We start from the raw sequence: 17,582 nt of genomic DNA, 5'->3' as shown, positions 1-17,582 counted from the left end.
ACGAGATCAAAGCACCCCCTTGGTGCTGGGAAGCCCCTCCCCCGTGAGGCGGGTCGCCCGGTGGAGGGCCCGGGCCAGGGCCTTGAAGCTCGCCTCCACCACGTGGTGGGCCTCCCTTCCCGAAAGGAGCCTCAGGTGGAGGGTGAGCCGCCCGTGGTTCACGAGGCCCCGCAGGAACTCCCGGAGGTGGTAGTGGTTCATCCCCCCAGCCTCCCCCACCACGGGCCAGGCCTCGGGGCGGTACTCCAAGTGGGGCCTGCCCGAGAGGTCCAAAACGCAAAGCACCAGGGTCTCGTCCATGGGGGCAAAGGCCTCGGCGTAGCGCTCCAGGCCTACCCCGTCCCCGAGGGCCTCCCTAAGGGCCATCCCCAGGGCGATGCCCACGTCCTCCACCAGGTGGTGGACGTCCACCTCGAGGTCTCCCTTGGCCTCCACCTCCAGGAGGAAGCGGCCGTGGCGCTGAAGCTGGAGGAGCATGTGGTCCAAGAAGGGCAGGCCCGTGGCCACTTTCCCCCCGGTGGGCCCGTCCAGACCGAGGCGGAGGCGGACCCAGGTCTCCGCCGTGGCCCGCTCCACCAGGGCCTCACGCATAGGCCACCCCGAAGGCCGCCCGGAGGAAGGCGTCCATCTCCTCCTTCCGGCCGATGGTGACCCGAAGGCACCCCTCAAGCCCCGGGTAGCGGTCCTGCCTGCGCACCAGGACCCCCCTTGCGAGGAGGTGGCGGAAGGCCTCCTCCGCATCCGGGGTCTTTACCAGGAGGAAGTTGGTGCGGCTTGGGTAGGGGCGCCAGGTGGGGTGCCGGAGGAGCTCCCCGTAGACCCGCTCCCGCTCCGCCCGCACCAAGGCCACCCCCTTCTCCACATAGCCGGGATTTTCCAGGACCACCTCCAGGATGGCCGCGGTGTGGGCGGGAAGGACAAAAGGCGGCAAGACCTCCCGCACCACCCCCGCCACCTCCGGGGAGGCCAGGAGGTAACCCGCCCGGATGCCCCCCAGGGCGAAGGCCTTGGAGAAGGTGCGAAGGAGGGCCACGTGGGGGTTTTGCCGGGCGAGGAAGCTAAAGTCCGTGCCGGCAAACTCCCGGTAGGCCTCGTCCACCACCAAAAGCCCCTCCACCTCCTTGGCCCTCTCCGCCAGGCCCCAGAGGGCCTCCTCTGGGAAGAGGGCCCCCGTGGGGGCGTGAGGATTGGGGAGGAAGAGCACCCCCCCCGTAAAGGCGGAAAGGAGGGCCTCCAGGGGGAGGGCGAAGCCCTCTAAGAGGGGCACCGCCCTATAGGGCGTCCCCGCCACCTTGGCGGCGTGGGCGTAGTGGGGGAAGGAGGGGACGAGGTCCAAAACCTCCTCCGCCGCTAGGCTCAAGGCCAGGATCAGGAGGTTGGACCCCGGGGCCAGGACGATCCCCTCCTCCGGCCAGTCCAAAAGCGCGGAAAGCCTCCTCCTAAGGCCTTCCGCATGAATCTCCGGGTAGCGGTTCCAGGGGAGGCGGGCCATGCGCCTCAGGGCCTCCTCCTTGAGGCCCCCGGGGAGGTCCAGGGGGCTTTCGTTCTGGTCCAGCTTCACCGGGGCCTCCTCCTTCTTGTAGGGGTAAGGGGCAAGGCCCCGGAGGTGCGCCTTGAAGGCCCGCATGCCCCGAGTATAAAGCACGGGCTTCTCCAGGCAGAGAAGGACCTGGAGATGGCCGAGATCGCCCGGAACGCCAGGAGGCACGAGTGGGCCTGCTTCGCTGCCCAGAAGAAGCTTCCCCTTGGAGGTGCCCCAGGAGCTGGTGGAAAAGGCCCGCTACCCCGATGCCTTCGGCGGAGCACCACGGGCCCTTGCAGAGCGAGGGAAGGGTGGCCTATGCCCGTGAGGTGCTTGGGTTCGTCCGTGCTCAGATGGCCTAGCCGGGAAGAGGTGGAGGAGGCTCTTAGGGCTTGGACCCCATCCCCGGGCTACTTTGGCTCCTACGCCCGAACCCCGGGGTAGGAAGCGGCCTGGACCTGGTGCTCCTCTTGGAGGCCTCAGACCTCGAAGCGCCCCCTGGGGCTTCCCGTACCCGCGGAGGCCCTGCTCGGGCATGCTCCCAAGACCCTGGGCCTCCAGGAGAAGGTAACCGGGTACCTGAGGGCCAGCCCCCCTTACCCCGGGAGGAGGCCCTCCCGGGGTCCGAAGTGGGCGTACCCCCGCCGGGGCACCCGCTCCCCCCGGAGCCACACCCCCTCCCCCTCCCCCACCCGGCCGGCCCGGAAGAGGGGAAGCCCCGCCGCCTCCGCCCGCCTTAGCGCCTCGGCCTCCCGCTCAGGGGGCAGGAGGAGAACCGCCTCAAACTCCTCCCCCCCGAAAAGGACGAGCCCTTCTGCCTCCTCCAGGCTTCCCGCGAAGGCCAGGACGTCCGGGTAAAGGGGAAGGCCTTCCAGCTCCACCCGCACCCCGAGCTCGGAGAGCTGCCAAAGGGTCTCGGCGAGGCCGTCCGAGGAGTCTAGGCTCCCCCGGGGAAGCCCAGCCAGGGCGAGGAGCCCAAGGCGCGGCAGGGGGTAGAAGGCGGCCTTCCGGATCTCCGGGAACCCTTCCAGGGAGCGGCCCTCGTAGTGCGCCCGTATGGCCGCCCCGGTCCTCCCCCACCGGTCCCCGGCCAGGTAGACGAGGTCCCCGGGAAGGGCCTCCCGGGGAAGGGGCCTCGAGGCCAGGGCAAAGCCGGAGACCACGAGGGCCACCTCCTCCCCCCGGTTCGTGTCCCCCCCGAGGAGGAAGGCCCCGAGCCTCGAGGCCGCCTCCGCCGCGCCCCGCACAAGGTCCACGGCGAAGGCCTCCTCCAGGTCCTCTGGCAGAAAGAGGCCCAAGGTGAAGCCCAGGGGACGGCCCATCTTCGCGAGGAGGTCCGAGGCCGCGGCCGCCACCCCCCGGAAGCCCACCTCCGAAGGCCCCATGCCCCTTAAGGCCACCTCCCGGTAGAGAAACCCATCCGTTTTGAGAAGCCAAGCCTCCTCCCCCACCCACACCCCCCCGGCGTCGTCCCCCGGGGGAAGGGGGGCCTCCTCCGGGTACCCCAAGGGGGCGAGCCTCCGCAATAGCGCCCGCTCCCCAAGCTCCCTAAGCCGCATGCCTCCAGGCTAAGGTATCATGGCGGGGTGTGCCGGGTTGACCTGTGCCTGAGGCCCGTTTCCGGGCCCCTTTTCCTGGTGGAGGTCCTCCCCGCGGGGAGCGTCCTCACCCTCCTCCTCGCCCGGGGTGCCCAGGAGGCCTGGGTGGCCCCAGGACCCAAGGTGGCCCGCCTTCTGGCGGAGGAGCTGGGCCGGGAAGCCCTCCTCCTCGGCGAGGTGGAGGGGTTCCCCCCCGAGGGCTTCCACGGGAGGCTCTCCCTGGTGGACCTGGAAAGGGCCGGGGTGGAGGGGAAAAGGGCGGTCCTGGTGGCCCCCCTCCTAAACGGGAGCCTCCTCCCGGGAGAGGAGGAGGTGTACCTGGCCAACCTCAGGAACGCCAAGGCCGCCCTGGGCCTGGCCCAAGGCCTGAAGGCCCCCACCCTCCGCCCCGCCGGGGCTCCGGAGCCCCTCCCCTCCGCGGTGGTGGCCGCAGGCTTTCTCCAGAGGCGCCTCAGCCCCGAGGCCCCCCCCAGCCTCGCCACCCTCCTCCTCAAGGCCTTCCCCGATCCTCAGGAGGCCCTTTTCCAAAGCCCCGAGGGCCAGGCCCTGCACCGTCAAGGCCGCACGGAGGAGCTGGCCCGGGCCAGCCTCATCGGGGTGGACCCCGTGGTGCCCAGGCTCGCCGAGGTGCGCTTCTTCCCCAAGGAGCGGTACGGCCTCACCCAGGACCGCTACGCGCAGAGGTTTGTGCCATGAGGCTCCAGGTCCTCGGCCTTCCCCTGGACCCCGTGGACATGGAGGAGGCCCTAAGGCGGATCCAGGGCTTCCTCCAAGAGGCAAAAACCCACCAGGTGGTGACCCTAAACCCGGAGATCGCCGTGCGGGCGAGGGAGGACGAGGCCCTGAGGCGGGCCATCCTCGAGGCGGAGCTGGTTACGCCGGACGGGGTGGGGATCCTCTGGGCCGTGCGCCGGCTCCACGGGGTGGCCCTGAAGGAGCGGGTCACGGGGGTGGACCTCACCCTGGCCCTCCTCCAGGGCTTCCCTGGCCTAAGGGTTTACCTTCTGGGGGGAAAGCCGGGCGTGGCGGAACGGGCCGCCCGGGAGGCCGAGCGCCTGGGGGCCACGGTGGTGGGGCACCACCACGGCTACTTCCGGGAGGAAGGGCCCGTCGTGGAGGCGATCCGGAGGGCGGCCCCCGACCTCCTCCTCGTGGGCATGGGGGAGAGGCAGGAAACCTTCATCCACCGGCACAAGGCCGCACTCGGCGCCCGGGTGGCCGTGGGGGTAGGGGGCACCCTGGACGTGCTGGCGGGGGAGGCCAAGCGCCCGCCCCTTTGGGCGCAGCGCCTGGGCCTGGAGTGGCTCCTCCGGGTGGGCCTGGACCCCAGGCGCTGGCGCCGGGCCCCGAGGCTTTGGCGGTTCCTTTACATGGTTCTAAGGGAAGGACGGTAGAATGCGCGCATGCGCTGGTTTGCCCTCCTTACGCTTCTGGGTGCGGCCCTGGCCCAGGGCCTGGTCCTGCCCTTTGAGGGGCCCAGGGGATACAGCCTGGCCCAGGCCTTCGCCGAGGGCCTGAAGGCCCCGCCCCCCACCCTCCTCGCCCTTCTCCTCCCCGAACCCCCGTGGCAGGGGGGGTACGACCTGGTGGGCGGGCTTTACAGCCCGGGAGGGGCCCGCCTGGCCCGGGAGATCACCGGGGCGGACTGGCTGCTTTTGGGGAAGGAGGAGGCGCGGGGGCTCCGCCTCTACCTGGCCCGGGCGGAGGGGGTCCAAGAGGGCCTCTTCGCCACCCCCGCCCTGGCCTGGCTCTGGCTCCAGAAGGAGGGCCTGGCCCCCCGCTTGAGCGCCCTCCCCACTCCCCGCCTCCCCGAGGCGCGCCTCCGGGCCCTGGCCCAGGGGGAGGAACCGGACCCCCTTCACCGCTCCGCCTTGGACCTGAAGGCAGGCCGGGGAGCGGGCCTCCTGGAAGGCCTTCTCCCCAAGCCCCTCCTCCTCTGGCAGGAGAAGCTCCCCCCTGCCTACCAGGCCTTGAGCCGCCTCTCCCAGGAAGGGCGGGAGGAGGCCCTAAAGGAGGCCCAGGCCCTGGAAAAGGGCGGGCTCCTGGACGAGATCGCGGCCCTCCTCATCTACCGCATCGCCGAAAACCCCCGCTGGAAGGCCCTCGCCCGCACCCTGGCCGAGAAGGCCCCCGAGGTCCCCTTCGCCTGGGAGGAGGTGAGCTTCGCCGCCTTTGAGGAAGGCCGCGGGGAGGAGGCCAGGGAGGCGCTTCTCAGGGCGGTCAAGCTCCGTCCCGACTCCCCCCTCTACTGGACCAACCTGGGCTGGGCCTACTACCTCACGGGGGACCTGCCCCGGGCCATCCTGGCCTCAGAACGGGCGGTGCGCCTTTCCCCCAACCCCACCGCCTACTACAACCTGGGCCTCTTCCGGGCCCTCTACGGGGACCTCCTGGGGGCCAAGGAAGCCTACGACCGGGCCCTGAGGCTGGACGCGGGGACGGAGGTGGAGGCCGCCCTCAAGGACCTCGAGGCGCGCAAGGAGCCCCTCGCCCTCTTCTTCCGCGGCTACCTCGCAGAGCGGGCGGGCCTCGAGGCCGCCCCCCTCTACCAGGCCTTCCTCCGGGAAAGCCCCCACCATCCCTTCGCCGCCAAAGCCCGAAGGGCCCTGAAGGCCCTGTCGGGCGGGAAGGTGGCGTTGAGTGTGGAACGGCTCTCCTTAATCCCCGGCGATCGGGACGCGAGGCCTTTCCGCGCTGGGGAGGCCATCTTCGCCCAGGTGCGCCTCGAGGGGGAGCCCTACCTTCGCCGGGACGCCCTGCAGGTCGCCCTCTACAAGGAGGGCCAGAAGGTGGTGGAGGCCGCCAAGGGCCTCGGGATCCCCCCCCTCACCGTGGGGCTCGTGGAAACCGCCCCGGCCGTCACCCCCAAGGAGCCCGGACGGTACACCCTCGAGGTCCGCTACGGGGGGGCACAGGCCCTCCTCCCCCTGGAGGTGGGCCTCCCCAGCCTCGCCCGCAGGCTCTATGCCCTGGGGCTCGAGGCCCGGGACCTCTCGGGAAGCCCCCTCCTCACCGCCAAGGAGGCCCTGGGGGAAGAGGGGGACAGGCTCCTTGTGGAGCGGACCCTCGCGGCGCTAAAGGAGGCCGCCCCCCTGGCCACCGACGCCCGCTTCACCACCCCCTTGAAGAAGGGCCCCTATGCGGGCAAAACCGTGCAGGAGCTCCTCCGAAACCCCACCCCCGAGCTGGTGCGGACCTTCTACCAGGCGGTCCTCGAGGCGCCCGAGCTCCTCGGGGAAAGCGACGTGGTGAACGCTTTCGTGGAATGGATCCTGGGGCTGTAACGGCGTAACGGCCTTGTAACGCCCAAGACCGCCTACACTAATCCTGGTCTCACGGGACCAGATTGGAGGCGGATTCGGATGGGCATTCCCAGGTATTGGCGTTTAGGTGCGTTGGCGCTGGTGGCGGCCCTCGGGGCCTGCTCCAGCCCCCAGGGCGTCAAGCCCAACATGGCGGCCCCAGGACCCCGGGAGGATGCGGGAGGGGACCCCGCCCAGGCGTGCGGCAAGGTGGCCCAGGTCGCCATGGGGCAAAACGGCAGCCTTCTGGTGTGGAACACCTCCTCCACCCTCTTCGTGCGCCTTTCGGGCGTTTCCCCCTACCAGCTCACGGAAAGCCACGCCTACGCAGGCACCCTTCCCCCGGGTGGCTGGTGGAGCTATCCCGCCCGGGCGGTACATGACCCCTACGTGAACACCTTCACCTACGCCTTCTCCCTGGCCGACCTGGGGGCCAACCCCGGCGACACCCTCCAGGTGGCCGGCCATGCCTTCCTCCTGAGCCCGAGCTACAGCTTCGCCGAGGCCCAGGGACGGCTGGAGTACACGGTGCAGGCTTGCAAGAACGCCCCGCCCCCGCCCGGCAAGGACATCGTGGTCTTCAACGACATCAACCCCTTTGACAATAACGGCATGGGCAACCCCAACAACCAGCTCATGGCCCGCAACCTGGTGAACTACTCCACCTCCGGCCCCAGGGGCAGCGGCACCAAGGTGCTCTTTGACCGGGGGCGAAACTCCAAGTGCGCGGGCACCGGGGAGTGCTCCGACGAAAGCCTTTCCACCTTCCGGAGCGTCATCCAGGGCGAGGGGTTCACCATAGAGGAGCTGAACTCCACCCAAGGCTCCATCACCGCGCTGGCGCCCGAGGCCAAGGTGATCTTCCTCTGGAACCCGCGTCAGACCTTCACCAACGCCGAGATCAACGTTTTGAAAAAGTTCGCCAGCGAAGGCGGGCGGGTGGTCTTCGTGGGGGAGTGGCAGGGCTACTACGACGCCATCACGCTGGAAAACGACTTCCTGGGCAAGATGGGCGCGGTGATGACCAACACCGGGCAGGCCGTGGACTGCGGCTACAACATCCTGCACCAGGCCTCCCTCCGCCCCCACCAGATCACCCAGGGCATGACCAACGTGACCATCGCCTGCTCCTCGGTGCTGGTGCCCGGGCCCAACGACTACCCCCTCTACTACGACTCCACCAACACCCAGGTGCTTTCGGCCGTAGCCACCATTGACCCCACCCCTCTTCCCCTGACCCTGGCCCTTCCCCAGCGAACGGTCATCGCCCCGCAAGCGCCTACCCCGCTCCTGAACCCCGGCTCGTCTACGGGGCAGTAGGGCGGTAAGGTTTGCCCCCCGCCCTAGGGGCGGGGGGTTTCTGGTGGAGCCGACGGGACTCGAACCCGTGACCTCCTGAGTGCGATTCAGGCGCGCTCCCAGCTGCGCCACGGCCCCACGCGCCCTATATGGTAGCGGGGGGTCCGGGCCTTGTCTAGTCCCCTTCCTTGAGCCGCACCTCCACCTGACCCTTTTTGTCCTTCACCGAGAGCTTGGCCTTGGCCTTGCCCTTGCGGTACTCCGCCTTCCACTCCCCCTTCTTGACCTCATACTTCACCCGCACCCAGCCCCGACGGCGCAGGTCCTCATCGTGATAGCGGAAGACGGCTTCCGGACGGGAGTAGTTGTAGACCACCACGAGGCCCTGGGGCTCGGGGGCGCGCTCCACCACCACCGCCTGGGGGAAAAGGTTCACGCTCAAGGAGGCGGTCACCGAAAGCTCCAGCGCCAGGGCCGTGGCCGAGGCCGCCAAAATTCCTAGGGCCAGCATCCGCCTCATGCCTCCATCCTAAACCCCTGGCCGCCTTTCGGATGAGAGGGGCTTAAAGTACAATTAACCCTATGGACGAAGTCTGGCAAAAGCTCTCCGAGCCTTTCCCGCCCCAGGAGGTCCAGTGGCGGATTGAGGCGGTCTCCAAGGACCGCAAGCGGGCCCTCGTGGTCCCCTACGTGGACGCCCGCACCGTTTTGGACCGGCTGGACAAGGTGGTGGGCCCAGAGGGCTGGCACGACGCCTACGAGGTGCTTTCGGACCAGGAGAGGACCCTTAAGGACGAGCGGGGGGAGCGCCGGGAACGGGTGGTGGAGGTGAAGTGCCGCCTCACCGTCTTGGGGGTGAGCAAGGAGGACGTGGGGGAAGGGGATTCCCTGAAGGCCGCTTTCTCCGACGCCCTGAAGCGGGCCGCGGTCAAGTTCGGCGTGGGGCGGTACCTCTACCGCCTGGAGAAACAGTGGGTGGACTACGACGCCGAGAGGGGCCGGTTCACCCCGCCCAGCCTGCCGGAGCCCGAGGGCCTCGAGGGGACGCCCGAAGAGGCGGAGAAGCCCGAGGCGTATCGCCTCATTGACCAGCTCCTGGAGCGCCTGAAGGAGAGGGGCCTGGGCAAGGAGGCGGCCAGGATCGTCACGAAGTACGGGGGGTACGGCAAGACCCCTGAGGAAACCCGCCGCCTCTACGGGGAGCTCCGGGCCCTTCTTAAAGGATGAGGGTCATCGCCGTCGGGGACCTTCACGGCAACTTTCCCGCCCTGTGGCGCCTCCTCAAGGCCGAGGGCCTGGCGGACACCTCCCTCCGCCCCACCGCGGGGTTGCGCTCGGGAAGGGTCCGCCTCGTCCTTCTGGGAGACCTTGTCCACCCCAAAACCCCCAAGGACTACGAGCGCCTGACGGGGCTTTCCCCTTACGATCCCCTTGACCCTGCGCACCTGCGCCTGGCAGCGGGGGCGCAGATCCGGGAGCTCTTCCGTTTGAAAGCCTTCCAGGAGGACGCGGGGGGCCACGCCACGATTCTCCTGGGAAACCACGACGAGGCCGCCCTAAAGGGCGAGCCCATCCTGGGAAACCAGCACCTCAAGCACCTGGAGTTCCATCCCGAGCACGGGGGGAAAGCCCTGCCCGAGGCGTTAAAGGCCTGGATGGCGGGCTTCCCGCGCGAGCTCATTCTGCATGGAATCCACTTCGCCCACGTGGGCCCCGTGCCCTGGCTCCAGGAGTACGACGACCTCTTCTACGCCCAAAGCGAGCCCAAGACCTGGTGGTTCCGCACCCCCGACTACGTGGAGCGCATGGGCTACCGCTACGGGGTCTACGGCCACGTGCCCATGAAGGGGGGGATCCTGCTCAAGGAGCGGTTTGCCCTCATTGATGCCCTGGACCTCGGGGAGTACCTGGAACTTTTCCCCGAGGAAGAGCCCCTCTGCCCTAGGGTGAAGCGCCTTCCCTATGGCTAACCCCCTCACCTCGCCCAAAGGCGTCCGGGAACTTTTGGCCCGGCACGGCCTTTTCGCCGACAAACGCCTCGGCCAACACTTCCTGACCTCCGAAGCCCACCTCCGCCGCATCGTGGAGGCGGCCCAGCCCTTCACCGGGCCCGTGTACGAGGTAGGGCCGGGCCTGGGCGTTCTTACCCGGGCCCTCCTCGAGGCCGGGGCGGAGGTCACAGCCATAGAAAAGGACGAGCGGCTCCGGCCGGTCCTGGAGGAAACCCTGGCCGGGCTTCGCGCCACGCTCCACTTCCAAGACGCCCTGGCCTTCCCCTGGGAGGAGGTGCCGCAAGGAAGCCTCCTGGTGGCCAACCTCCCCTACCAGATCGCCACCCCCCTCGTCACCCGCCTCCTGAAAGGGGGCCGCCTCGCCCGCCTCGTCTTCCTGGTGCAAAAGGAGGTGGCCGACAGGATGACCGCGCGCCCCAAGACCCCCGCCTACGGCCTCCTCTCCCTCAGGGTGGCCCACCACGCCCGGGCGGAGCGGCTTTTGGACCTCCCCCCGGGGGCCTTCTTCCCCCCGCCCAGGGTGCAGAGCTCCCTGGTGCGCTTCACCCCCAAGGGGGTGCCCGACGATCCCGAACTCTTCGCCCTCCTCGAGGCCGCCTTCGCCCACCGGCGCAAGACCCTAAAGAACGCCCTGGTGGGGGCGGGCTACCCCAAAGAGGCGGTGGAACGCGCCCTGGTCGGCCTGGGCCTGCCCCAGGAAGTGCGGGCGGAGGAGCTGGACCTCGAGGCTTTCCGTCGCCTCAAGGACGCCTTGGCTCAGAAGCAGGGCGGCCCATCCCCTTGACGGTAGGCCCGACCCCCCATGGCCCAAGGACGGGGTAGTAAGATGGGCAGGAGACGAGGGGTTTTTTGGGGACCCACCTCGTGAAGAGATGCACGAAAGGAGGGAACCTTGGCGCCGATTCAAGAGTACCTGAACATCCTGGTCTACCTGGGGGTCGCCCTCCTGGTGGGGACGGCGGCCCTGGTGGTGGGGGCCCTCCTCGGCCCCAAGAAGCCGGGCCGGGCCAAGCTCATGCCCTACGAGTCGGGCAACGACCCCGCGGGGGAGGTCAGGCGCTTTCCCGTCCACTTCTACGTGGTGGCCATGCTCTTTATCCTCTTTGACGTGGAGGTGGCCTTCCTCTGGCCCTATGCGGTGAGCGCCAAGGGCCTCGGCCTCTACGGCTTCCTCGGGGTCTTGGGCTTCACCCTCCTCCTCTTCGTGGGCTTCCTCTACGAGTGGTGGAAGGGGGTGATGCGGTGGCACTAAAGGATCTGTTTGAGAAGGACGTCCAGGAGCTGGAGCGGGAGGGGATCCTCTTCACCACCTTAGAGAAGCTCGTGGCCTGGGGCCGGAGCCACTCGCTCTGGCCCGCCACCTTCGGCCTCGCCTGCTGCGCCATTGAGATGATGGCCTCCACCGACGCCCGGAACGACCTGGCCCGCTTCGGCAGCGAGGTCTTCCGGGCAAGCCCCCGCCAGGCGGACGTGATGATCGTGGCCGGGAGGCTCTCCAAGAAGATGGCCCCGGTGATGCGCCGGGTCTGGGAACAGATGCCCGACCCCAAGTGGGTGATCTCCATGGGAGCCTGCGCCAGCTCGGGAGGGATGTTCAACAACTACGCCATTGTCCAGAACGTGGACTCGGTGGTGCCGGTGGACGTCTATGTGCCCGGGTGCCCCCCGCGGCCCGAGGCCCTCATCTACGCGGTGATGCAGCTCCAGAAGAAGGTGCGGGGGGAGGCCTACAACGAGCGGGGGGAGAGGCTTCCCCCGGTGGCCGCCTGGCGGCGGGCTAGGGGGTGAGGCATGCGGCTGGAGCGCGTCCTGGAAGAGGCCCGGGCCAAGGGGTACCCCGTTGAGGACAACGGCCTCGGCAACCTCTGGGTGGTCCTGCCGAGGGAGCGCCTCAAGGAGGAGATGGCCCGGTACAAGGAGATGGGCTTCAACTACCTGGCGGACATCGTGGGCATAGACTACCTGGAGTACCCCGACCCCCGCCCCGAGCGCTTCGCCGTGGTCTACGAGCTGGTCTCCCTCCCGGGCTGGAAGGACGGGGACGGGAGCCGCTTCTTTGCCAGGACCTTCGTGCCCGAGGGGGACCCCAGGCTCCCCACGGTGACCGACCTTTGGGGGAGCGCCAATTTCCTGGAGCGGGAGGTCTACGACCTCTTCGGCATCGTCTTTGAGGGCCACCCGGACCTCCGGAAGATCCTCACCCCGGAGGACCTCGAGGGCCACCCCTTGCGCAAGGACTTCCCCCTGGGCGAAACCCCCACCCTCTTCCGGGAGGGGCGGTACATCCTCCCCAGCGAGTTCCGCGCGAGCCTGACGGGGAAGGACACCGGCCTCACCTTCTACCGGGGAGGGAGCCGTAAGGGCTACCGCGCCCTGTGGGCGGACCTGGCCAAGGCCAAGGAGGTCAAATGAAGGACTACCTGGAGCTGGACGCCCCCCTCCCCGAGGAACCCAGGGAGCTCCGCACCGAGGTCATGACCCTGAACGTGGGCCCCCAGCACCCCTCCACCCACGGGGTGCTGCGCCTGGTGGTGACCCTTTCCGGGGAGGAGGTCCTGGAGGTGGTGCCCCACATCGGCTACCTCCACACCGGCTTTGAGAAGACCATGGAGTACCGCACCTACCTCCAGAACCTCACCTACACCCCCCGGATGGACTACCTCCACTCCTTCGCCCACGACCTGGCCTATGCCTTGGCGGTGGAGAGGCTGGTGGGCGCGGTGGTGCCCCCCCGGGCGGAGACCATAAGGGTCCTCCTGAACGAGCTCTCCCGCCTGGCGAGCCACCTGGTCTTCCTGGGCACAGGGCTTTTGGACCTCGGGGCCCTCACCCCCTTTTTCTACGCCTTCCGGGAGCGGGAGGCGATCCTGGACCTCTTTGAGTGGGTCACCGGCCAGCGCTTCCACCACAACTACATCCGCATCGGCGGGGTCAAGGAGGACCTCCCTGAGGAGTTCGTCCCCGAGCTCAAAAAACTCTTGGAGGTTCTCCCCCACCGGATTGACGAGTACGAGGCCCTCTTCGCCGAAAGCCCCATCTTTTACGAACGGGCCCGGGGCGTGGGGGTGATCCCCCCCGAGGTGGCCATCCACCTCGGTCTCACCGGGGGGTCTTTGCGGGCGAGCGGCGTGAACTACGACGTGCGCAAGGCCTACCCCTACTCGGGCTACGAGACCTACGCCTTTGACGTGCCCCTGGGGGAGCACGGGGACGTCTTTGACCGGATGATCCTCCGCATCCGGGAGATGCGGGAATCGGTGAAGATCATTCAGCAGGCCCTGGAGCGCCTGGAGCCCGGGCCCATCCGCGACCCCAATCCCCAGATCACCCCGCCTCCAAGGCCCCTCCTGGAGACCTCCATGGAGGCGGTCATCTACCACTTCAAGCACTACACCGAGGGCTTCCACCCCCCCAAGGGGGAGGTTTACGTGCCCACGGAGTCGGCCCGGGGGGAGCTTGGCTACTACATCGTCTCCGATGGCGGCTCCATGCCCTACCGGGTCAAGGTGCGGGCCCCGAGCTTCGTCAACCTCCAGAGCCTCCCCTACGCCTGCAAGGGGGAGCAGGTGCCGGACATGGTGGCCATCATCGCCAGCCTGGACCCCGTGATGGGGGACGTGGACCGCTAGGAGGGAAGATGGGCTTCTTTGACGACAAGCAGGACTTCCTGGAAGAGACCTTCGCCAAGTACCCGCCGGAAGGGCGCCGGGCTGCCCTCATGCCCCTCCTCAGGCGGGTGCAGCAGGAGGAGGGCTGGATCCGGCCCGAGCGCATAGAGGAGATCGCCAAGCTCGTGGGCACCACGCCCACCGAGGTCCTGGGGGTGGCGAGCTTCTACTCCTACTACCAGTTCGTGCCCACCGGCAAGTACCACCTTCAGGTCTGCGCCACCCTGAGCTGCAAGCTCGCCGGGGCGGACGAGCTTTGGGACTACCTCACCGAGACCCTGGGAATCGGCCCCGGGGAGGTGACCCCGGACGGGCTTTTCAGCGTGCAGAAGGTGGAGTGCCTGGGGTCTTGCCACACCGCCCCCGTGGTCCAGGTGAACGACGAGCCCTACGTGGAGTGCGTGACCCGGGCGAGGCTTGAGGCCCTCCTCGAGGGCCTAAGGGCGGGCAAGCGCTTGGAGGAGATCCCGCTTCCTGGGAAGTGCGGCCACCACGTGCACGAGGTGGAGGGATGACCGGGCCGATTCTTTCTGGACTAGACCCCCGCTTCCAAAGGACCCTCTACGCCCACGTGGGCAAGGAAGGGTCCTGGACCCTGGACTACTATCTCCAGCACGGGGGGTACGAGACGGCGAGGAGGGTCCTCAAGGAGAAGACCCCGGAGGAGGTTATTGAGGAGGTCAAGCGCTCGGGGCTACGGGGCCGGGGCGGGGCGGGCTTCCCCACTGGGGTCAAGTGGAGCTTCATGCCCAAGGACGGAAAGCAGCACTACCTCATCTGCAACGCCGACGAGTCCGAGCCCGGGAGCTTCAAGGACCGCTACATCATGGAGGACGTCCCCCACCTCCTCCTGGAGGGGATGATCCTCGCCGGGTACGCCATAAGGGCCACGGTGGGCTACATCTACGTCCGGGGGGAGTACCGCAGGGCGGCGGACCGCCTCGAAGCGGCCATAGGGGAGGCCCGGGCGCGGGGCTACCTGGGGACAAACCTTTTCGGCACCGACTTCTCCTTTGACGTTCACGTCCACCGGGGGGCCGGGGCCTACATCTGCGGGGAGGAAACGGCCCTCATGAACTCCCTGGAGGGCCTAAGGGCCAACCCCCGCCTCAAGCCCCCCTTCCCCGCCCAGTCGGGGCTTTGGGGCAAGCCCACCACCATCAACAACGTGGAGACCCTGGCCGCGGTGGTGCCCATCCTGGAACGGGGGGCGGACTGGTTCGCCCAGATGGGCACGGAGCAGTCCAAGGGAATGAAGCTCTACCAGGTCTCCGGGCCCGTGAAGCGCCCCGGGGTGTATGAGCTGCCCATGGGCACCACCTTCCGCGAGCTCCTCTACGAGTGGGCGGGAGGGCCCCTGGAGCCCATCCAGGCCCTGATCCCTGGGGGGTCCTCCACCCCGCCCCTGCCCTTCACCGAGGAGGTCTTGGACACGCCCATGAGCTATGAGCACCTCCAGGCCAAGGGGTCCATGCTGGGGACGGGGGGCGTCATCCTCATCCCCGAGCGGGTGAGCATGGTGGACGCCATGTGGAACATCACCCGCTTCTACGCCCACGAGTCCTGCGGCAAGTGCACCCCCTGCCGGGAAGGGGTGGCGGGGTTCATGGTGGAGCTCTTCGCCAAGATCGGCCGGGGCGAGGGCGAGGAGAAGGACGTGGAGACCCTCGAGGCCCTCCTCCCCCTCATTGAGGGCCGGAGCTTCTGCCCCCTGGCGGACGCAGCGGTGTGGCCGGTGAAGGGCTCTTTGAAGCACTTCAAGGACCAGTACCTGGCCTTGGCCCGGGAGAAGAGGCCCGTGCCTAGGCCTACCCTCTGGAGGTGAAGGTGGTCAGGGTCAAGGTCAACGACCGCGTGGTGGAAGTACCCCCGGGGACCAGCGTCATGGACGCGGTCTTCCACGCGGGGTACGACGTGCCCCTCTTCTGTTCGGAGCGCTACCTCTCCCCCATCGGGGCCTGCCGCATGTGCCTGGTGAGGATCGGCCTGCCCAAGAAAGGCCCCGACGGAAAGCCCGTGCTCACCGAGCAGGGAGAGCCGGAGATCGCCTGGCAGCCCAAGCTCGCCGCAAGCTGCGTGACCGCGGTGGCAGAGGGCATGGTGGTGGACACCCTCTCGGACGTGGTGCGGGAAGCCCAGGCGGGGATGGTGGAGTTCACCCTCCTCAACCACCCCCTGGACTGCCCCACCTGCGACAAGGGCGGGGCCTGCGAGCTCCAGGACCGCACCGTGGAGTACGGGCTTTACGAGAAGTACTACCAGAAGGACCCCCTCTCCCTGCCCGTCTACACCCGCTTTGAGTTCACCCGCCGCCACGAGGACAAGCACCACCCCCTCTCCCCCTTCGTGGTCCTGGACCGGGAGCGGTGCATCCATTGCAAGCGGTGCGTCCGCTACTTTGAGGAGATCCCCGGGGACGAGGTCCTGGACTTCATTGAAAGGGGCGTGCACACCTTCATTGGCACCATGGACTTCGGCCTGCCCTCGGGCTTTTCCGGGAACATTACCGACATCTGCCCGGTGGGGGCGCTTTTGGACCTCACCGCCCGCTTCCGTGCCCGGAACTGGGAGATGGAGGAGACGCCCACCCATTGCGCCCTCTGCGCCGTGGGGTGCGGGATCACCGCGGACACCCGGAGCGGCGAGCTCCTGAGGATCCGGGCCCGGGAGGTGCCCGAGGTGAACGAGATCTGGCTGTGCGACGCAGGCCGCTTCGGGCACGAGTGGGCGGACCAGGACCGCCTCAAAACCCCCCTGGTGCGGAAGGGGGGAAGCCTCGTGGAGGCCACCTGGGAGGAGGCCTTCCTGGCCCTGAAGGAGGGGCTTAAGGGGGCGAGGGGCGAGGAGGTGGGGCTTTACCTCGCCCACGACGCCACCCTGGAGGAGGGCCTGATGGCCTTTGAGCTCGCCAAGGCCCTCAAGACCCCCCACCTGGACTTCCAGGGCCGCACCGCCGCCCCGGCGAGCCTCTTCCCGCCCGCCACCATGGCGGACCTCCTCCAGGCAGACTTCGCCCTGGTCCTCGGCGACCCCACGGAGGAGGCCCCCCTCCTCCACCTCCGCCTCTCCGAGTTCGTCCGGGGCCTCACGCCCCCCTACCGCTTCGCCCACGGCACCCCCTTCGCCGACCTCTCCATCAAGGAGAGGATGCCCCGCCGCACGGACAAGATGGCCCTCTTCGCCCCTTACCGGGCATCCCTCATGAAGTGGGCGGCCGTCCACGAGGTCCACGCCCCCGGCGAGGAGCGGGAGATCCTCCTCGCCCTCCTGGGCGAGAGGGAGGGGAGCGAGGCGGTCAGGAAGGCGAAGGAAGCCTGGGAGAAGGCGGCCCGCCCCGTCCTCATCCTGGGGGCGGGGGTGCTCCAGGATGCCGTGGCGGCCGAAAGGGCAAGGCTTCTTGCGGAGCGCAAGGGGGCCAAGGTGCTCGCCATGACCCCGGCGGCGAATGCCCGGGGCCTCGAGGCCATGGGGGTTTTTCCCGGGGAAAGGGGCGCCGCCTGGGATGAGCCGGGGCCTCCTTACGCCTACTACGGCTTCGTGCCCCCGGAAGGGGCCCTCAAGGGCAAGCGTTTCGTGGCCCTGCACCTAAGCCACCTCCACCCCCTGGCCGCCCGGTACGCCCACGTGGTCTTCCCCGCCCCCACCCCCTACGAGAAGCGGGGGCACCTGGTGAACCTGGAGGGCCGGGTTCTTCCCCTAAGCCCCGCCCCCATAGAGAGCGGGGAGGCGGAGGGGGCCTTGCAGGTCCTCGCCCTCCTCGCCGAGGCCCTGGGGGTGCGCCCCCCCTTCCGGCTCCACCTCGAGGCCGAGCGGGAGCTTAGGGGGAGGCGGGTGCCCGGGGCCATGGGCCTCCTCGCCTTCCGCACCCAGGCCCTGAGGCCCAAGGCCCAGGCGGGCCGGCTCTACCTTAGGCCCACCATGTGGAAGGCCCACCAGGCGGTGGGCAAGGCCCGGGAGGCGGCGGGCCCCGAGCTATGGGCCCACCCGGAGACGGCCAGGGCCGAGGCCCTCCCCGAGGGGGCCCGGGTGGCGGTGGAAACCCCCTTGGGCCGCCTCGAGGCCCGGGTGGTCCATCGGGAAGACCTCCCCCAGGGCTTCCTCTACCTCTCCGCCCTGGGGCCCGCCGCGGGCCTCCTGGTGGAGGGGCGGGTCCTGGTGCCCGCAGGAGGTGAGGCGTGAAC

The 17,582-nt window shown here is 68.9% G+C and carries 18 protein-coding genes and 1 tRNA gene; 14 read left to right on the top strand and 5 right to left on the bottom strand.

The genetic code is table 11. The features are described from left to right. Positions 1-6: 6 nt before the first annotated feature. From hisB to H531_RS0104090, 3 genes are all read right to left on the bottom strand, one after another. Positions 7-591: an imidazoleglycerol-phosphate dehydratase HisB gene (hisB, locus tag H531_RS0104100; protein WP_022798092.1), complete on the bottom strand. Its 585-nt coding sequence runs from the start codon at positions 589-591 to the stop codon at positions 7-9. Further along, positions 584-1,627 carry a pyridoxal phosphate-dependent aminotransferase gene (locus tag H531_RS0104095; protein WP_022798091.1) on the bottom strand — a complete coding sequence of 348 codons (1,044 nt, stop codon included), beginning with the start codon at positions 1,625-1,627 and terminating at the stop codon, positions 584-586. Before H531_RS0104095 ends, hisB begins: the two co-directional genes overlap by 8 nt. Positions 1,628-2,118: 491 nt before the next feature. Continuing rightward, complete coding sequence (locus H531_RS0104090) at positions 2,119-3,081, bottom strand: thiamine-phosphate kinase (RefSeq protein ID WP_022798090.1); 963 nt, start codon at positions 3,079-3,081, stop codon at positions 2,119-2,121. Positions 3,082-3,108: 27 nt separating this feature from the next. On the opposite strand from H531_RS0104090, the gene H531_RS0104085 reads away from it, so the two are divergent. The 4 genes from H531_RS0104085 to H531_RS14710 all read left to right on the top strand — a co-directional run bounded on the left by H531_RS0104085 (position 3,109) and on the right by H531_RS14710 (position 7,742). Then, positions 3,109-3,816, top strand: coding sequence for a 2-phosphosulfolactate phosphatase (locus H531_RS0104085; protein WP_022798089.1), 708 nt, complete (start codon positions 3,109-3,111; stop codon positions 3,814-3,816). Beyond that, the gene (locus tag H531_RS0104080) at positions 3,813-4,514 is read left to right on the top strand and encodes a WecB/TagA/CpsF family glycosyltransferase (protein ID WP_022798088.1); all 702 of its coding nucleotides are present in this window, start codon (positions 3,813-3,815) and stop codon (positions 4,512-4,514) included. The genes H531_RS0104085 and H531_RS0104080 overlap by 4 nt, the downstream gene beginning before the upstream one ends. 9 nt (positions 4,515-4,523) lie before the next feature. Next, positions 4,524-6,404: a tetratricopeptide repeat protein gene (locus H531_RS0104075; RefSeq protein WP_022798087.1), complete on the top strand. Its 1,881-nt coding sequence runs from the start codon at positions 4,524-4,526 to the stop codon at positions 6,402-6,404. A 120-nt stretch (positions 6,405-6,524) separates the two neighbouring features. After that, positions 6,525-7,742 carry an ABC transporter gene (locus tag H531_RS14710; RefSeq protein WP_245540663.1) on the top strand — a complete coding sequence of 406 codons (1,218 nt, stop codon included), beginning with the start codon at positions 6,525-6,527 and terminating at the stop codon, positions 7,740-7,742. A gap of 41 nt (positions 7,743-7,783) precedes the next feature. Here H531_RS14710 and H531_RS0104065 read toward each other — a convergent pair. Further along, a tRNA-Ala gene (locus H531_RS0104065) sits at positions 7,784-7,859 on the bottom strand. A 37-nt stretch (positions 7,860-7,896) separates the two neighbouring features. Further along, the gene (locus tag H531_RS0104060) at positions 7,897-8,241 is read right to left on the bottom strand and encodes a hypothetical protein (protein ID WP_022798085.1); all 345 of its coding nucleotides are present in this window, start codon (positions 8,239-8,241) and stop codon (positions 7,897-7,899) included. A 62-nt stretch (positions 8,242-8,303) separates the two neighbouring features. Between H531_RS0104060 and H531_RS0104055 the strand changes: the two genes are divergently transcribed. The 10 genes from H531_RS0104055 to H531_RS0104010 all read left to right on the top strand — a co-directional run bounded on the left by H531_RS0104055 (position 8,304) and on the right by H531_RS0104010 (position 17,580). Continuing rightward, complete coding sequence (locus H531_RS0104055) at positions 8,304-8,948, top strand: Rad52/Rad22 family DNA repair protein (protein ID WP_022798084.1); 645 nt, start codon at positions 8,304-8,306, stop codon at positions 8,946-8,948. Next, a complete protein-coding gene (locus tag H531_RS0104050) occupies positions 8,945-9,691 on the top strand; it encodes a metallophosphoesterase (RefSeq protein WP_022798083.1) in 747 nt (248 codons plus the stop codon). Before H531_RS0104055 ends, H531_RS0104050 begins: the two co-directional genes overlap by 4 nt. Then, positions 9,684-10,517: a 16S rRNA (adenine(1518)-N(6)/adenine(1519)-N(6))-dimethyltransferase RsmA gene (gene rsmA, locus H531_RS0104045; RefSeq protein WP_022798082.1), complete on the top strand. Its 834-nt coding sequence runs from the start codon at positions 9,684-9,686 to the stop codon at positions 10,515-10,517. Before H531_RS0104050 ends, rsmA begins: the two co-directional genes overlap by 8 nt. A gap of 108 nt (positions 10,518-10,625) precedes the next feature. Beyond that, positions 10,626-10,985 carry an NADH-quinone oxidoreductase subunit A gene (locus H531_RS0104040; RefSeq protein ID WP_022798081.1) on the top strand — a complete coding sequence of 120 codons (360 nt, stop codon included), beginning with the start codon at positions 10,626-10,628 and terminating at the stop codon, positions 10,983-10,985. Continuing rightward, positions 10,976-11,521: a NuoB/complex I 20 kDa subunit family protein gene (locus tag H531_RS0104035; RefSeq protein WP_028490634.1), complete on the top strand. Its 546-nt coding sequence runs from the start codon at positions 10,976-10,978 to the stop codon at positions 11,519-11,521. Before H531_RS0104040 ends, H531_RS0104035 begins: the two co-directional genes overlap by 10 nt. 3 nt (positions 11,522-11,524) lie before the next feature. Beyond that, positions 11,525-12,145 carry an NADH-quinone oxidoreductase subunit C gene (locus H531_RS0104030; RefSeq protein ID WP_022798079.1) on the top strand — a complete coding sequence of 207 codons (621 nt, stop codon included), beginning with the start codon at positions 11,525-11,527 and terminating at the stop codon, positions 12,143-12,145. Then, a complete protein-coding gene (gene nuoD / locus H531_RS0104025; RefSeq protein WP_022798078.1) occupies positions 12,142-13,362 on the top strand; it encodes an NADH dehydrogenase (quinone) subunit D in 1,221 nt (406 codons plus the stop codon). Before H531_RS0104030 ends, nuoD begins: the two co-directional genes overlap by 4 nt. Positions 13,363-13,370: 8 nt before the next feature. Then, the gene (gene nuoE / locus H531_RS0104020; protein WP_022798077.1) at positions 13,371-13,916 is read left to right on the top strand and encodes an NADH-quinone oxidoreductase subunit NuoE; all 546 of its coding nucleotides are present in this window, start codon (positions 13,371-13,373) and stop codon (positions 13,914-13,916) included. Then, positions 13,913-15,226 carry an NADH-quinone oxidoreductase subunit NuoF gene (nuoF, locus tag H531_RS0104015; protein WP_022798076.1) on the top strand — a complete coding sequence of 438 codons (1,314 nt, stop codon included), beginning with the start codon at positions 13,913-13,915 and terminating at the stop codon, positions 15,224-15,226. Before nuoE ends, nuoF begins: the two co-directional genes overlap by 4 nt. Positions 15,227-15,228: 2 nt before the next feature. Next, positions 15,229-17,580: a 2Fe-2S iron-sulfur cluster-binding protein gene (locus H531_RS0104010; protein ID WP_028490633.1), complete on the top strand. Its 2,352-nt coding sequence runs from the start codon at positions 15,229-15,231 to the stop codon at positions 17,578-17,580. The last annotated feature ends 2 nt before the right edge of the window (positions 17,581-17,582 follow it).

The organism is Thermus islandicus DSM 21543 (assembly GCF_000421625.1).
Taxonomy (GTDB): Bacteria; Deinococcota; Deinococci; order Deinococcales; family Thermaceae; genus Thermus; species Thermus islandicus.
Note: the sequence above shows the minus strand (reverse complement) of the source record. Positions and strands in the feature narration are given on the sequence as shown.

Bases quoted from the DNA above. Each gene is read 5' to 3' on its own strand.
- H531_RS0104050 (WP_022798083.1), top strand. From the start codon at position 8,945: ATGAGGGTCATCGCCGTCGGGGACCTTCACGGCAACTTTCCCGCCCTG.
- H531_RS0104095 (WP_022798091.1), bottom strand. From the start codon at position 1,627: ATGCGGGCCTTCAAGGCGCACCTCCGGGGCCTTGCCCCTTACCCCTAC.
- H531_RS0104090 (WP_022798090.1), bottom strand. From the start codon at position 3,081: ATGCGGCTTAGGGAGCTTGGGGAGCGGGCGCTATTGCGGAGGCTCGCC.
- nuoD (WP_022798078.1), top strand. From the start codon at position 12,142: ATGAAGGACTACCTGGAGCTGGACGCCCCCCTCCCCGAGGAACCCAGG.
- nuoF (WP_022798076.1), top strand. From the start codon at position 13,913: ATGACCGGGCCGATTCTTTCTGGACTAGACCCCCGCTTCCAAAGGACC.
- H531_RS0104060 (WP_022798085.1), bottom strand. From the start codon at position 8,241: ATGAGGCGGATGCTGGCCCTAGGAATTTTGGCGGCCTCGGCCACGGCC.
- H531_RS0104030 (WP_022798079.1), top strand. From the start codon at position 11,525: ATGCGGCTGGAGCGCGTCCTGGAAGAGGCCCGGGCCAAGGGGTACCCC.
- rsmA (WP_022798082.1), top strand. From the start codon at position 9,684: ATGGCTAACCCCCTCACCTCGCCCAAAGGCGTCCGGGAACTTTTGGCC.
- H531_RS0104075 (WP_022798087.1), top strand. From the start codon at position 4,524: ATGCGCTGGTTTGCCCTCCTTACGCTTCTGGGTGCGGCCCTGGCCCAG.
- hisB (WP_022798092.1), bottom strand. From the start codon at position 591: ATGCGTGAGGCCCTGGTGGAGCGGGCCACGGCGGAGACCTGGGTCCGC.
- H531_RS0104080 (WP_022798088.1), top strand. From the start codon at position 3,813: ATGAGGCTCCAGGTCCTCGGCCTTCCCCTGGACCCCGTGGACATGGAG.
- H531_RS0104055 (WP_022798084.1), top strand. From the start codon at position 8,304: ATGGACGAAGTCTGGCAAAAGCTCTCCGAGCCTTTCCCGCCCCAGGAG.
- nuoE (WP_022798077.1), top strand. From the start codon at position 13,371: ATGGGCTTCTTTGACGACAAGCAGGACTTCCTGGAAGAGACCTTCGCC.